Raw genomic sequence first — 13,725 nt, 5'->3', positions numbered from 1 at the left:
CGTGAATTCAAAGCATTTTTTACCTTTCGAAGATAAAAAATTTCGCAGGTAAAAGTAAACATCCTTTACCATACTGTTATTTACTGGGATTACACCCCAACAAGTGTCTAATTATTAACCATTAAGACGCAAAAGCAAGCCTTGTTACAGAATCATATTTTAGTTTGTATCCGACATATGAGTATAATGAAGGTAATTTTTTATCAATAAGTTAGGTGGTTTCGCTTAATCGGCGCACCTAGGTATCAATATGAACAACGACATCGAAAAAGATTTTAATTTGGGCGGTAGTATTAACCGTGCACTTTCTGGCGATTATGAGCTCAAAGCAACGGCTGTATTCCAAGAAGCTTGGAAACATACGATAAGTCACTTTCTTTCGTTTTCCCCTGCGATTATTGCTTTGATGTTTGTGCAACTCGCTATCTTTTATATCGCACTTAAACTACAGCTTGGTGATCCCGCGGTTATATTGGATGCGGTTATCGACCCAGAGTCGTTTACACCACAAATCGTTGAATCGATTTTTATTGCGAACTTTAGCTATGAAGTGATCAGTGCACCTATCTATGCTGGTATCTGTTTAATGGCCATGAGCCACGCTGCTGGTCTACAAACCAAAGTACGCCACATTGGTAAAGGTTTGCAGTTTACGGTTCCCGTTATCCTAGTGACTTTATTTAGCCTAATGCTTCAAGGCATCGCAGGTATGATTCTGCCGTTCTTATCTATCTACTTCTCACTTGCGTTCAGTCATTCGATTCTGCTGATTTGTGATAAGAAAGTGCCGCCAATGCAATCGCTTCTGCTTTCATTAAGAGCGGTAAACAAGAAGATCTTCGTGGTCGCGTCTATTTACCTAATGGTTATGTTGATGTTCATCGTGGCTGCGATGATGTACGGCATTGGCTTAATCTTCGTTCTTCCATTCTTCTTCCACGTGAAAGGTATCCTTTACCGTGAGATGTTTGGCATCAAGTTGAAACTGATTGCTTCAGATCGTCCAAAGAGCGACGACGACCACAACGGTAGCAACAATAAAGACCCACAGGTATTCGATGCATAACAACTCTAAATTAAGCGCAAGTAAATCACTTGCGCTAAAAGTGACAGCATTAGCCTTAGTTGGCTCGATCTCGTTAGTTGGCCCAATGCTTTACCAACAAGAAGAAGAGCGCAGGCGAGCGGGGCAAAAGGCTTCAGACTCAGAGCAAAACTTTGGTGACTTGACCGTCTCTTCTGATAAGCCAGATTTCGCAGCGATTGAAGATGTAAATAAAAAGAAAGACACCTTCTTTTCTTATCTTCGCCCAAGTATCAACATCGAAAACAAGCGAATCACCAAAGAACGTGCGTTTCTAACCAAGCTTTCAGAGACGGGGTTGAACAATGTTGACTCTGAAGACGCGTCATACGCAAAGAGACTAGGGAAGCTGTATAGCCTGCCTGTACCTTCATCGGGCTTAGATGACGCTTGGCTGAAAGAAATGTTGAATCGTGTAAACGTGCTACCTGAAGCGCTTGTGTTAACTCAGGCGGCCAATGAATCAGCTTGGGGTACATCTCGTTTCGCCACTAAAGCAAATAACTATTTTGGACACTGGTGTTACACCAAAGGTTGTGGCCTTGTTCCGCTACAACGTAACGAAGGTAGCTCGCATGAAGTCGCAACATTCTCTTCAAGCCAAGAATCCGTACATCGGTATTTCATGAACCTTAATCGTAATCGTGCTTACGCCGATCTAAGAGTGATTCGTGCAAAACTTGATGCGCAAGGTGATGATCTTTTAACAACCGCAACGGCGACAGAGCTCACCAATGGCTTGTTAAAATATTCTGAGCGAGGTTCCGACTATGTGACTGATTTACAAGCTATGATCCGTCACAACGAGGTATACTGGAAAAAGTAACTCATTTTGATACCAACTTGGTTGCCTTCGATAGTCGGCTTATACCAGTAATATCACAAAAAGAGCAGCTCATTGGCTGCTCTTTCTATTTATAAACGCTCAACTTCGACAAGATTATAATAATGAAAAAGACAGCACTCGCTTTATTAGCCTCATTAAGCCTTGGGGTTTCTCTTCCTGCTTCAGCGCAAGAATACATGTTCACGTATTCTAAGCTTTATACTCAGCTGAAAAACAACACCAAAGAAGGGCATGATGATGTCAAAGTTGCGGTCTTCTTTGTTGATCAACAAGCTCAGCAAACCTGTCACATCAGCAAAGCTTGGATGGAAAAAGAAGAGCACTACGAAGAGCTAAAAGTCTCTCCGGCCAATGAACTGCTTCTACCGGTAGATCAAAACCTACGCTCAGCAAACCCTCTTATCTTTGTACAAACTCAAGAACAGGAATGTGCGTATTCTTTTGTGGTGATGACTCAAGAGCCTTTAGCTGGCACAGTAGAAGTTGCACAGATAGAAAACCTATTGCCACAGATGCAGGCTATGCTTGAAGACGTCAGCGGTATGTTCTCTGGTTGGTTCACGCCAGATATCCAAGGGTTAACGCTAGAGTTCGCTAATAAGCTGGAAGGCAACATCGAGCTTTCAAATGGCAAGCAACTACCAATCAAAGAAGGACGTGCGAAATTCACCTTAGAAGAACTGAATGGAAGTGACAGCATCACGTTGCCAGAACCAACAGTTCGCGTATTGCCGTACATTCCCGCGCAATAATTTTTAACAGAATCATTGTTAGTGAAGTAAAAGCTTAGCGAAATCATCCCCCTAAGTTTTTGCGACATATCTTAAAGCAGCCTCATCGAATAAGATCAGGCTGCGTTTCTTTATCTATGATACCAACCGAGAGCTTGTGAAGCCGCGTTTCTCTGCCGTTTAGGCGCTTATCGAACAATAAAAGCAGAATCTTTCTATTACTCAGCTTGTTTATCCGGCCGTTACTATTTCAACATCAAATAAAAATCCGTATAATCCACGCCCTAAAACAGTCCCACTAGCAATCTACAGTCGGTAATACGACGGTGTGAGAGTCGCAATGAACCAAAACGATAATAGAAAAGAAACACTTGAATTCAACAAACTTCAGAAACGTCTGAGAAGAAATGTTGGAAATGCCATCATCGACTACAACATGATCGAAGAGAATGACGTAGTAATGGCATGTATTAGTGGCGGTAAAGATTCATTTGCGATGTTAGATATTTTGCTACGTTTACGTGAAGCAGCACCGATCAAATTTGATGTTGTGGCAGTAAACCTAGATCAAAAACAACCTGGGTTCCCTGAACACATTCTTCCTGAGTACTTTGAAACGCTGAACATTCCTTACTACATCGTAGATAAAGACACGTATTCAGTGGTTAAAGAGAAAGTGCCAGAAGGTAAAACAACGTGTGGCCTATGTTCTCGTCTTCGTCGTGGTACTTTGTACTCATTCGCAGAGAAGATTGGTGCAACTAAGATCGCTCTGGGTCACCACCTAGACGACATCGTTGAGACCATGTTCCTAAACATGTTCCACGGTGCACGCTTAAAGGCTATGCCACCAAAGCTTCGTTCAGATGATGGTCGTAACGTTGTTATTCGTCCACTGACTTACTGTCGTGAAACGGACCTAATCAAATACGCAGAACATAAAGAGTTCCCAATCATTCCTTGTAACCTATGTGGCTCTCAAGAGAATCTACAGCGTCAGAACATTAAAGCGATGCTAATTGATTGGGATAAGAAAACGCCAGGTCGTGTTGAGAAGATCTTCAAGTCAATCCAGAACGTAAGTCCAAGCCAACTGGCTGACCGCGAGCTGTTTGACTTCGTGAACCTTCCACTAGACCGTAGTGAAGACCGCAAAGCGTACGAATTCGAAGAAGCTGAAATTTCATCTTCTAACATCGATGAGTCAATGTTCATCGACGTAACGAACGTATAATAAGAATAATCGTTGTAGAGCAATAGATGCGCCTACAACAGACAAACAAAAACGCCTCAAGCAATGCTTGAGGCGTTTTTTTATAAGTTAAACTATCCCTGACCTAACCTTTCGAAAGGTTAGGGTCTAGTGGGCTGACGTAACCAGACGGTTTAAGAGCCAACACATCACAGTTAATCTTATCGATAACATGTTCCGCGGTATTACCAATAAACACGGCAGACAAGCCAGTACGACCCGTTGTACCCAGAATCACCATCGCAGCGTTATTTTCAGAAGCGACGCGAGGAATAACATCTTCTGGCAAGCCTTGTTCAACCACAGTTTTTTCTTCACACATACCGTGCTTCTGGCGCAATGCTTTCATTGCCGTTAAGTGATGGCCACGAACCGCATCGGTATAAGACGTTGGATCAAACTCTGGCAGTTCAATGGTAATATTCGCAGGTGTCACAGGGTAGGCATTCACCAAGAACGGTTCCGCATCCAAACGACCGGTGATCTCTAGCAATCTGTCGACCATCGTATCGTTAAGCTCTAAATGAGCTTCTGTTTCAGAACCTACATGAACTGAAGCAAAAATCTTCGCGTGATCTGGCCAGAAATCGTTTTTAACCAATAGCACTGGGCTAGGGCACTTTCTCAACAGATGCCAATCGGTTGGAGTGAAGATGACAGATTCCAAAGTATCGTGTTTACGCGTACCTTTGATTAAGATGTCGTGCTCGCCGCTGTAAACCTCAGCAATGATCGCTTCGTACGGGCGGTTATGCCAAACCACTTGTACATTAAATTCAATAGAATCATCTAGGTAAGGTTCTGCGACTTTATTCATCCAAATTTCGCGTTGGTGAATTACGCCTTTGCGCATTGCGTCTCTTTCATCGATAGAGAGCATAGATGTCATTTCATACGAGAAGTCGTATATCGACAAAAAGAAAGTGATGTGGCTTGTTGAGGTGCTTTTCTTAGCAAGTTGGATAGCACGAACTAGAGCAGGTTGCTCATCGTGATTAATGTCTGCGACAACTAAAATTTTGTTATAGATACTCATAACTAAGCCTACTTTTCAGACCGAACATATAAATAATGTAGCGTAGTTATGGAGAGATTAAGAGAAATATAAGAGGTTTTAAGAGAGAAACATGATGTAGCTCATTATTGAACTACATCATTGATATCTAGACTATTCTTTTGAAACGCCAGCAAGTTCCATCAACGCATCGTGATCTTCGATAGTGATATATTTGCCTTTAACGCTCAAGATGTCTGCTTTTTGGAAGCGACCTAGAAGACGGCTGATTGTTTCAACAGTCAAACCAAGGTAGTTACCAATATCGCCACGAGTCATCGTTAGGCGGAACTCACGCGGGCTGAAGCCACGTTGAGAGAAGCGAGTCGAAAGGTTGTAAAGGAATGCAGCAAGACGCTCTTCCGCGTTCTTCTTAGACAGAAGCAGAATCATTTCTTGGTCACCTTTAATCTCGTTACTCATCAGGCGCATAATTTGCTGACGCAATTTAGGCATTTTTCCTGATAGGTCATCAAGAATCTCATATGGGATTTCACATACCATAGAAGTTTCTAGCGCTTGTGCAAAACTAGGGTGTTGGTCACCAGTAATCGCATCGAAGCCAACAAGATCGCCCGCTAGGTGGAATGCAGTAATCTGCTCATCACCTTGCTCGGTAATCGTGTAGCTCTTGATCGTTCCAGAGCGAATAGCATATAGAGATTTAAGCTCGTCACCGGCTTTAAATAACTCTTGGCCTTTTTGAATAGGCTTTTTTCTCTCAATGATCTGATCAAGTTGATCGAGTTCAGATTCATTCAAAGTAAACGGAATACAGAGCTGGCTAATACTACAATCCTGGCAATGGATCGCACAGCCACCAGACTGAACACGTTTCGTCACAGGCTTTTCAGAAATCATAACAATCTTTCACTATTTGATATACGTCAATATTTTAGCATTCCTTTATCCAGTTGGGTAGTAAAAAAACCGGATTTAAAGAATGGCTATACGGTATAAATAATGAGCTGTAGTGCCATATAACCGGTATAGAAACCGTAAATGAGGATTAAAATTGCGCCTAGTTGGCGAAATAAGTCAGCTTGTTGCAGTTTCTTGAGGAAATTAGCACCCATACCAACCGTCAGCATCGCTGGGAGCGTCCCTAAACCGAAAGCAAGCATAATACCTGCACCGTTGTACCAACTTCCTGATACGGCCGCCCACGTAAGCATTGAGTAAACTAAGCCACATGGTAGCCAACCCCAAATAAAGCCAAACGGCAAAGCGTGGCTAGGGTGCTTCAAGGGTAGAAATGATTTACCTAAAGGAGAGATATAACGCCATAGCTTCTGTCCGACTTTTTCAAAGAACAACAAGCCGAACCACCATTTACCGATATACAAACCTAAGACGATCATAAAGGCAGCAGCAAATAATCGCAGCCAACCTAGCAGAGCGTTAAAATCGCTTAGCTGACCTATCGAAGAGATTGCACCGCCAATCACACCACCAATCACGGCATAACTCAGCAAGCGCCCTAGGTTATAAAGTAGGGGAATAACAGGGGAAGGTTTACTGTTGCCAATCGAAAGAAGCGACGCAATACCACCACACATTCCCATGCAATGGCCTGCGCCGATCAATCCAACAACAAAGGCTCCGATCCAATCAGGCGTCATCGTTCTTTTTGTCTACGTTAGTTTGGTTTTCGCTGTTAGCTTTCTCATTCTTGACAGGTTTACTATCAGAATGGTTGTGAGCCTTTGCGTCTTCATCAAACAGTATATTGTGACCTTGACGTTCTAGGTCTTCAAACTGTTCGCTCTTCACCGCCCATAGAAAAATACCAACAGCGATGCACACCAGTACAATCGCAATGGGGATCAGGATGTATAAACTTTCCATTATTTACCTTGCTCTTTTAAAAGCCTTAACGAGTTAGACACAACAATAATAGAGCTGGCAGACATGCCCACAACGGCAATGTATGGAGCAACCAAACCCGCGACAGCCAATGGAAGGATAAGTAAGTTATATCCTAATGACCAAGCTAGGTTTTCACGAATTATCTTACGTGTTTTTAACGCCAAAGTACGCGACTTAAGTAATCTATCGAGCTTATCACCCAGTAACACCATATCCGCAGAAGCTTTCGCGACATCCGTACCGCCGCCCATAGCAACTGAAAGGTGGGCACCCGCAAGAATAGGGGCATCGTTAATACCATCGCCAACCATCATGGTAATATCACTTGCATCTCGAGAGTTCAGGTAAGCAAGCTTATCTTCAGGTTTTGCGTTAGCAACAATGTCTGTAATACCGATCTCTTCAGCAACAGGCTTCGCGTTAATCAAAGAATCGCCAGTAAGCAGAGTTGTTTTGATGCCTGCTTCTTTAAATTGCTTAATAAACTCTATGCTTTCTTTACGAATGGGATCTTCATAAGTGAATGTCGCGATATGACGACCCGCCATCGACAAGTAAATGCCGTTGCTTTCCGATGGTTGAGCTTCACCTAGAATGAATTCACTACTACCAATCGCAACTTCTTGGCCATTCCACTCACCAGTGATACCTGAACCAATCACGTTATTAACTGACTCTACTTCGATCTCATCAGAAAGATGAGTCTTGAACGCTTTAGCGATAGGGTGGTTAGCGTGTTGTTCCAGGCTCGCCGCTACTTTGAGACAAGTGTCTTTATCAAGTTCAGCGAAGGTTTCAACTTGGCTGATACGAATATCACCCTCAGTCAATGTACCTGTTTTATCGATGATCAAGTGATTCACTTTGCACAAGGTTTCGAATACGTGGCCTTTGCGCAGCAAAATACCGAAGTTACCCATGCGAGACGTTGAACAAGTAATCGCCGTCGGTGTTGCCAGTGACAGAGCACAAGGACACGTTGCTACCAATACCGAAAGCATGATCCAGAAAGCGTCTTCTGGTCGTGTTTGGTGCCAGTAAAACCAAGTACCGAATGAGATGATTAAGATCACCGCAACAAAGTATCGAGCCACAACATCAGCAATTTCTGCAATGCGGGGTTTAGACAATTGCGCTTCGTCTTGCAGGCGAACGATATTGGAAATAACCGAATCCGCTTTTGACGTCATTACTTCCAATTCAAATGATTCATCACCATTCAATGTACCAGCAAAGACGGTATCGCCTTCGTTTTTGACCACATGGATAGATTCGCCAGTCAGCATCGATTCATCGATATGAACTCTGCCAGACAATACTTTGCCATCGGCAGGAATGTGCTCACCCGGTAGAACGCGAATTTGGTCGCCAACTTTTAAGGTTTTGACTGGAACTTGTTCGCCATCTAACGTTGTTGCCATAGCAGGAACGAGCTTAAGCAGGTTACCACTAGCAGCGGCGGCTTTACGACGAGCGCGCATTTCAAGGAAACGACCAAGCAGTAGGAAGAAGGTAAACATCGAGATAGATTCGAAGAATACTTCACCTTTCTCTGTCACCGTTGCGACCAAACTTGCAACGTAGGCAAACAAAAGAGCGATCGACACAGGTACATCCATACCCAATGTTCGACCTTTGAGGCTACGCCACGCGTTGATATAGAAAGGCAATGCAGAGTAGAGCAGAACCGGTGTTGCAAAGATTAAGCTCACCCAACGGAAGTAGCTTTTGAATTCGGGCTCAAGGTTACCAAAGACTTCAAGATAAAGCGCAACAGCCAGCATCATGACCTGCATGGTTGCTAAACCAGCAATGCCAAGACGATAGAGATAATTCTTCATCGATCGATGATAGGCGGCTTCTTGTTGATCAGCCTCAAAAGGTGCGGCTTTGTAGCCTAAGGTATGGATTGCAGACAACAGCTCGCTCAGTTTCGTCTGAGTGTTGTCCCAACTGAGCAGGGCGCGGTTAGTCGTGGTATTAACACGAATACTAACAACCCCTAACTTTGAAGAGACTTGCTTTTCAATAAGCCAAGCACAAGCAGCACAAGAGACACCTTCTAGTGACAATGTCACTTCAGAGGTGTTTTCAGAGTTACGGACGAACTCCAATTGAACATCTTCGTTGTCGTAATGACTGAGTGCCAGAAGTTGCTCTGGCACGAGATCCGCTTTTTCAGCTGGAGCGGTACGATATTGGTAGTAAGAGACCAGACCGCTATCAACGATTGTCTGGGCTACGGTTTCGCAACCCGGACAACACATAGGTCGTACCGATCCTAAGATTTCTACTTTAAAATCCGTTTCCGCTGGTACATCTTCACCGCAGTGATAACAGGATTCACACATAAGATTTAGTTCGTTAGTTGAGTAGGAGTATCAATAGGGAAGTTCATGCGACCTTGCACTAACCATTCAGAATCATGCGGAGAAAGCTCGATAAACCATGGACCTTGCATTTCATGATCCAGAGTCAACGTGTAGTTGCCTCTCGCATCAGCGGTCAGTAGCTGAGTAAAATCACGGTCAGGCAGCGTTCGGTGCACGAACATTGCGCTAATAGCAGGGAAGTGGTCTAGTTTGCCTTTGTCGAGAGTAATGATAACTGAGTTACCTTTCTCGCTAACTGAAGCTGATAAGCCAAGCTCTTTAGCAACATTTACTTTCGAAATGTCGACATTAATACCTTTACCTTTTTTATAGTAATCTTCAGTGACAACGTTAACTGAATGGTTGGTAAGTATCGCGACTCGAACCAATGTTAGCATAGAAACGCCAACGGTTAGGAAGATCAAAAACCACGGCCAAAACTGCTTATACCAAGGTTGTTCCATATTATTATTCTCAATATATACAATGAAATAAAACTAATTTTTACAAACACTTAAGGTTATAACTGTAAAAGAAAGACAGCCCCTTAAGAAGGGGCTGTTATTATTATGTTACTCTTTATCTGAGTTGCTGAGGCTCCAGACGTAGGCAGAGACGAGCTGAACCTTATCCTCACCGAGGATGTCCTTCCAAGCCGGCATTACACCAGAACGTCCGTACATGACTGTTTCCGTCACATCAGCGCGAGAATCGCCAAATAGCCAGTCGCGGTCAGTCAAGTCAGGTGCGCCAACAGCAGGGTTACCCTTACCATCAGTACCGTGACAGGCTGCACACACTACAAAGCGCGCTTTACCAGCCTCTGCTTCACGTGCGTTTACGCTACGACCAGAAAGGCTAAGCGTGTAGCTAACTACTTCTTTTACGCCTTCTTCGCCAAGAGCGTCTTTCCAACCTGGCATTTGACCGACACGACCATGCATGATGGTAGTAACGATAGCTTGTGGTTCACCACCATATAGCCATGCGTCATCAGTTAGGTTCGGGAAACCTTTCTGACCACGTGCATCAGAGCCGTGACACTGAGAACAGTTTTGTAGGAATAAACGTTGGCCCACTTTGATTGCATCGGCATCTGATGCAATGTCAGGGACAGAACGTAGACCGTTTTCGTCGTGAGCTAGCTTTCTGAAAGCTTCACCAAAGTAGGTGTCAGCATCATCAAGTTCTTTCGCGTATGCGTCTAACTGTTTGTTTGCTTGCGCAGCAGCGATTGCAGAGCGAGACTCTTCTACGCTACGAACTGTTTGGTTTGAACTCGTCCAACCTAGTAGACCTTTAAAGTTGCCAAGGCCTGGGTATAGAGCTAGATAAACAGCTGCAAACACAATTGTGCTAACGAAAAGGTATGTCCACCATTTAGGTAGCGGGTTATTAAGCTCACGAATACCATCGTATTCATGGCCCATATCCTGACCTTCTTCTACACCTGTTTTATCGTTGGAACACCAACGAAGTAAGGCTGCACAGCCAATCAATGTACCGATTGTGATTACTGTTACCCAAATACTCCAGAATGTACTCATTACTTCGTCACTCCTTGATTTTTATCTTTCGCAGGTGCTTCATCAGCGAACACTAGGTTTGCATCTTCGTCGAAGCGCGACTTACGATTTTTACCGAAAGCCCACCAAACGATGCCGATGAAACAAGCAAAAACAGTAACAGTCCAAACACTTTGAAATGTAATAATGTCCATAATTATTCCTTATTTCATTGCGTGGCCAAGCGATTGAAGGTAAGCGATGATTGCATCCATCTCTGTTTTTCCTTCAACATCTTGTTTAGCGTTAGCAATTTGTTCGTCTGTGTAAGGAACACCAAATTGATTACGGAAGATTTCAAGCTTCTGTTTAGTCAATTTGCCATCAAGTACATTCTCAGCAAGCCATGGGAAACCAGGCATGTTTGATTCAGGAACAAGTTCGCGAGGGTCGATAAGGTGAACACGGTGCCACTCATCAGAGTAACGATCACCAACACGCGCTAGATCAGGACCAGTACGCTTAGAACCCCATAGGAATGGGTGTTCCCAAACACTTTCGCCAGCTACAGAGTAGTGACCGTAACGTTCAGTTTCAGAGCGGAAAGGACGAATCATTTGGCTGTGACATACGTTACAACCTTCGCGAATGTAGATATCACGACCTTCCATTTCCAGAGCAGAGTAAACACGTAGATTTTCTACAGGTTCAGTAGTCTGCTTTTGGAAAATAAGTGGGGTAATTTCTACTAAAGCACCAAAACTGATAGCAATAACGATAAGAATCGCTAGTAGGCCAACGTTCTTCTCTACCAACTCATGGCGATTATTTGAATTTGAGCTCATTCTAAATCTCCTTAAGCCGGTTGAGGGATAGCTTTAAGGCTATCTTTAGGTGCAGAAACAGTTTTGTACGTGTTGTATGCCATTAAGAACATACCAGATAGGAAGATGAAACCACCTAAGAAACGTACAAAGTAGAACGGGTAAGATGCTTCTACAGATTCAACGAAGCTGTAAGTTAATGTACCGTCAGAGTTAACTGCACGCCACATTAGACCTTGCATCACGCCAGAGATCCACATTGCAACAATGTAGAAAACCGTACCAATCGTTGCTAACCAGAAGTGAACATTGATTAGAGATACAGAGTACATACGCTCTTGACCAAATAGTTTAGGAACTAAGTGGTAAACCGAACCGATAGAAACCATTGCAACCCAACCTAACGCACCAGAGTGAACGTGACCGATAGTCCAGTCCGTGTAGTGAGATAGTGCGTTAACCGTTTTGATTGCCATCATTGGGCCTTCGAAAGTCGACATGCCGTAGAATGATAGAGAAACGATTAGGAAACGTAGGATTGGGTCGTAGCGAAGCTTATGCCACGCACCAGATAGAGTCATAATACCGTTGATCATGCCACCCCAAGATGGAGCAAACAGAACCAAAGACATAACCATACCTAGAGATTGAGTCCAGTCAGGAAGTGCAGTGTAGTGTAGGTGGTGAGGACCAGCCCAGATATACAGAGACACGAGAGCCCAGAAGTGAACAATCGACAAACGGTAAGAGTAAACAGGGCGACCAGCTTGTTTAGGAACGAAGTAGTACATCATGCCTAGGAAACCAGCTGTCAATAGGAAGCCTACCGCATTGTGTCCGTACCACCATTGCACCATTGCATCGATCGCTCCGGAATAAATCGAGTACGATTTAAACGCAGAGACAGGAACAGCTAGGCTGTTAACGATGTGCAACACGGCAACCGTGATAATGAAGGCTCCGAAGAACCAGTTTGCTACGTAAATGTGCGATGTCTTACGTTTAATCATGGTTCCGAAGAACACGACCGCATAAGCTACCCACACAAGAGTAATAGCAATATCGATTGGCCATTCAAGTTCTGCGTATTCTTTACCAGAGGTTAAACCTAACGGTAAAGTAATTGCAGCGGACAGGATAATCGCTTGCCAACCCCAAAAGGTAAAGGCTACGAGAGGGCCACCAAAGAGACGCGTCTGACAGGTACGTTGTACAACATAATATGATGTTGCAAACAGCGCACTTGTACCGAACGCAAAAATAACCGCATTAGTATGCAGGGGACGTAAACGACTGTACGTCAACCACGGCGTATCAAAGTTTAGCTGTGGCCAAACTAATTGAGCGGCAATCAAAACACCAACGCCCATACCGACAATACCCCACAAAATTGTAACTAGGGTAAATTGACGGACGACCGTATAGTTGTAGTTTTGTTCAAGCTGCTTTTCTTGGCTCATTTGCATGCTTCCAATTTCTTATTTACTACACTTTACTTCCAACACGACTCACGTCGTAATGCCACCCAAATTAGAAAAGGAAATTCAGCCTATTCAGGGCTTTATTTCCACTTGCTGATTTTAAAAAAAAGTGGCATTTTCAACGCGACACTATACTTGAATTAACAAATCAATGACAGAGTAGTAACCTTACGCTTGGTCTGGAATTGGATTTTTATTTAAAAACTTTGAACTTTGTAACAAGGAGTAAAGATTATAATGGCGGCACAAAAGCTAACAAAAGGCAGGCTTGTTCAAATTATCGTCATGTTGGTTATTTTAATAGCTGCATTTACTTGGAGAACAGTAACATACGATAATAACGAAACAGTAAACTGTATAGTTTCAAAACCTTGTAAATTTGGTATTGATAATCATAATGTTTCAGTTTCAAGCAATAACCTAGGGTATTCGATCGAAACATCTAAAACTGGCAAATTTATCATTAGCTATAATGAAAGCGGAATTCTGGAAGAAAAAGGACCATCAAATTGGCTGTTACAAACTAGTGATAAGACCTCCTCAATAACGGTTACATTTCCACAACAGGTGAGCACGTTTTCTGTAAACCTTTCTAAGGAGTAACAGAGAGAAACTGGGGCACACCTCGGTTCTTTTGATAGAAACATGTACCAAATCAGTGAAACACAATGCATTAAAGTGTTATAAAGAGAGCATTAATAAAGTT

Annotated in this window: 15 protein-coding genes; 5 read left to right on the top strand and 10 right to left on the bottom strand. The window is 43.3% G+C overall.

What is annotated here, in order from left to right; genetic code table 11:
* Positions 1 to 250: 250 nt before the first annotated feature.
* The 4 genes from AB4307_RS16430 (at position 251) to ttcA (ending at position 3,896) form a co-directional block, all read left to right on the top strand.
* Positions 251 to 1,066 (top strand): DUF2189 domain-containing protein, encoded by an 816-nt coding sequence (locus AB4307_RS16430; RefSeq protein WP_017068198.1) that lies wholly within the window; start codon positions 251 to 253, stop codon positions 1,064 to 1,066.
* Positions 1,059 to 1,910: a glucosaminidase domain-containing protein gene (locus tag AB4307_RS16425; protein ID WP_102393736.1), complete on the top strand. Its 852-nt coding sequence runs from the start codon at positions 1,059 to 1,061 to the stop codon at positions 1,908 to 1,910. Before AB4307_RS16430 ends, AB4307_RS16425 begins: the two co-directional genes overlap by 8 nt.
* Positions 1,911 to 2,032: 122 nt before the next feature.
* Positions 2,033 to 2,683: a DUF2987 domain-containing protein gene (locus AB4307_RS16420; RefSeq protein ID WP_017063862.1), complete on the top strand. Its 651-nt coding sequence runs from the start codon at positions 2,033 to 2,035 to the stop codon at positions 2,681 to 2,683.
* 319 nt (positions 2,684 to 3,002) lie between these two features.
* The gene (gene ttcA, locus AB4307_RS16415; RefSeq protein WP_017059635.1) at positions 3,003 to 3,896 is read left to right on the top strand and encodes a tRNA 2-thiocytidine(32) synthetase TtcA; all 894 of its coding nucleotides are present in this window, start codon (positions 3,003 to 3,005) and stop codon (positions 3,894 to 3,896) included.
* Between the two features lie 103 nt (positions 3,897 to 3,999).
* Here ttcA and uspE read toward each other — a convergent pair whose 3' ends face one another.
* The 10 genes from uspE to ccoN form a co-directional block, all read right to left on the bottom strand.
* Positions 4,000 to 4,950: a universal stress protein UspE gene (uspE, locus tag AB4307_RS16410; RefSeq protein ID WP_372132567.1), complete on the bottom strand. Its 951-nt coding sequence runs from the start codon at positions 4,948 to 4,950 to the stop codon at positions 4,000 to 4,002.
* A gap of 132 nt (positions 4,951 to 5,082) precedes the next feature.
* Positions 5,083 to 5,829 (bottom strand): fumarate/nitrate reduction transcriptional regulator Fnr, encoded by a 747-nt coding sequence (fnr, locus tag AB4307_RS16405; protein WP_017059637.1) that lies wholly within the window; start codon positions 5,827 to 5,829, stop codon positions 5,083 to 5,085.
* Positions 5,830 to 5,915: 86 nt separating this feature from the next.
* Positions 5,916 to 6,590, bottom strand: coding sequence for a sulfite exporter TauE/SafE family protein (locus AB4307_RS16400; RefSeq protein WP_372132564.1), 675 nt, complete (start codon positions 6,588 to 6,590; stop codon positions 5,916 to 5,918).
* A complete protein-coding gene (gene ccoS / locus AB4307_RS16395) occupies positions 6,580 to 6,816 on the bottom strand; it encodes a cbb3-type cytochrome oxidase assembly protein CcoS (protein WP_372132561.1) in 237 nt (78 codons plus the stop codon). The genes AB4307_RS16400 and ccoS overlap by 11 nt, the downstream gene beginning before the upstream one ends.
* Positions 6,816 to 9,188: a heavy metal translocating P-type ATPase gene (locus AB4307_RS16390; RefSeq protein ID WP_029235846.1), complete on the bottom strand. Its 2,373-nt coding sequence runs from the start codon at positions 9,186 to 9,188 to the stop codon at positions 6,816 to 6,818. The genes ccoS and AB4307_RS16390 overlap by 1 nt, the downstream gene beginning before the upstream one ends.
* A gap of 5 nt (positions 9,189 to 9,193) precedes the next feature.
* Entirely contained in the window at positions 9,194 to 9,673 is a 480-nt protein-coding gene (locus tag AB4307_RS16385) for a FixH family protein (protein WP_017059641.1), read from the bottom strand.
* 108 nt (positions 9,674 to 9,781) lie between these two features.
* A complete protein-coding gene (ccoP, locus tag AB4307_RS16380; RefSeq protein WP_017063857.1) occupies positions 9,782 to 10,756 on the bottom strand; it encodes a cytochrome-c oxidase, cbb3-type subunit III in 975 nt (324 codons plus the stop codon).
* Positions 10,756 to 10,929 (bottom strand): CcoQ/FixQ family Cbb3-type cytochrome c oxidase assembly chaperone, encoded by a 174-nt coding sequence (locus AB4307_RS16375; RefSeq protein ID WP_004733679.1) that lies wholly within the window; start codon positions 10,927 to 10,929, stop codon positions 10,756 to 10,758. Before AB4307_RS16375 ends, ccoP begins: the two co-directional genes overlap by 1 nt.
* Positions 10,930 to 10,938: 9 nt before the next feature.
* Positions 10,939 to 11,559 (bottom strand): cytochrome-c oxidase, cbb3-type subunit II, encoded by a 621-nt coding sequence (ccoO, locus tag AB4307_RS16370; RefSeq protein ID WP_017059643.1) that lies wholly within the window; start codon positions 11,557 to 11,559, stop codon positions 10,939 to 10,941.
* An 11-nt stretch (positions 11,560 to 11,570) separates the two neighbouring features.
* Positions 11,571 to 13,004, bottom strand: a complete 1,434-nt coding sequence (gene ccoN / locus AB4307_RS16365; RefSeq protein WP_009846707.1) for a cytochrome-c oxidase, cbb3-type subunit I — start codon at positions 13,002 to 13,004, stop codon at positions 11,571 to 11,573.
* A 252-nt stretch (positions 13,005 to 13,256) separates the two neighbouring features.
* Between ccoN and AB4307_RS16360 the strand changes: the two genes are divergently transcribed.
* A complete protein-coding gene (locus tag AB4307_RS16360; RefSeq protein ID WP_017059645.1) occupies positions 13,257 to 13,622 on the top strand; it encodes a hypothetical protein in 366 nt (121 codons plus the stop codon).
* The last annotated feature ends 103 nt before the right edge of the window (positions 13,623 to 13,725 follow it).

Source organism: Vibrio sp. 10N.261.52.C2, assembly GCF_041471425.1.
Taxonomy (GTDB): Bacteria; Pseudomonadota; Gammaproteobacteria; order Enterobacterales; family Vibrionaceae; genus Vibrio; species Vibrio crassostreae_C.
This window is presented reverse-complemented; position numbering and strand designations above follow the sequence as displayed.

Bases quoted from the DNA above. Each gene is read 5' to 3' on its own strand.
- AB4307_RS16385 (WP_017059641.1), bottom strand. From the start codon at position 9,673: ATGGAACAACCTTGGTATAAGCAGTTTTGGCCGTGGTTTTTGATCTTC.
- AB4307_RS16420 (WP_017063862.1), top strand. From the start codon at position 2,033: ATGAAAAAGACAGCACTCGCTTTATTAGCCTCATTAAGCCTTGGGGTT.
- ccoN (WP_009846707.1), bottom strand. From the start codon at position 13,004: ATGCAAATGAGCCAAGAAAAGCAGCTTGAACAAAACTACAACTATACG.
- AB4307_RS16375 (WP_004733679.1), bottom strand. From the start codon at position 10,929: ATGGACATTATTACATTTCAAAGTGTTTGGACTGTTACTGTTTTTGCT.
- AB4307_RS16425 (WP_102393736.1), top strand. From the start codon at position 1,059: ATGCATAACAACTCTAAATTAAGCGCAAGTAAATCACTTGCGCTAAAA.
- ccoP (WP_017063857.1), bottom strand. From the start codon at position 10,756: ATGAGTACATTCTGGAGTATTTGGGTAACAGTAATCACAATCGGTACA.
- AB4307_RS16360 (WP_017059645.1), top strand. From the start codon at position 13,257: ATGGCGGCACAAAAGCTAACAAAAGGCAGGCTTGTTCAAATTATCGTC.
- AB4307_RS16430 (WP_017068198.1), top strand. From the start codon at position 251: ATGAACAACGACATCGAAAAAGATTTTAATTTGGGCGGTAGTATTAAC.
- AB4307_RS16400 (WP_372132564.1), bottom strand. From the start codon at position 6,590: ATGACGCCTGATTGGATCGGAGCCTTTGTTGTTGGATTGATCGGCGCA.
- ttcA (WP_017059635.1), top strand. From the start codon at position 3,003: ATGAACCAAAACGATAATAGAAAAGAAACACTTGAATTCAACAAACTT.
- AB4307_RS16390 (WP_029235846.1), bottom strand. From the start codon at position 9,188: ATGTGTGAATCCTGTTATCACTGCGGTGAAGATGTACCAGCGGAAACG.
- fnr (WP_017059637.1), bottom strand. From the start codon at position 5,829: ATGATTTCTGAAAAGCCTGTGACGAAACGTGTTCAGTCTGGTGGCTGT.
- uspE (WP_372132567.1), bottom strand. From the start codon at position 4,950: ATGAGTATCTATAACAAAATTTTAGTTGTCGCAGACATTAATCACGAT.
- ccoS (WP_372132561.1), bottom strand. From the start codon at position 6,816: ATGGAAAGTTTATACATCCTGATCCCCATTGCGATTGTACTGGTGTGC.
- ccoO (WP_017059643.1), bottom strand. From the start codon at position 11,559: ATGAGCTCAAATTCAAATAATCGCCATGAGTTGGTAGAGAAGAACGTT.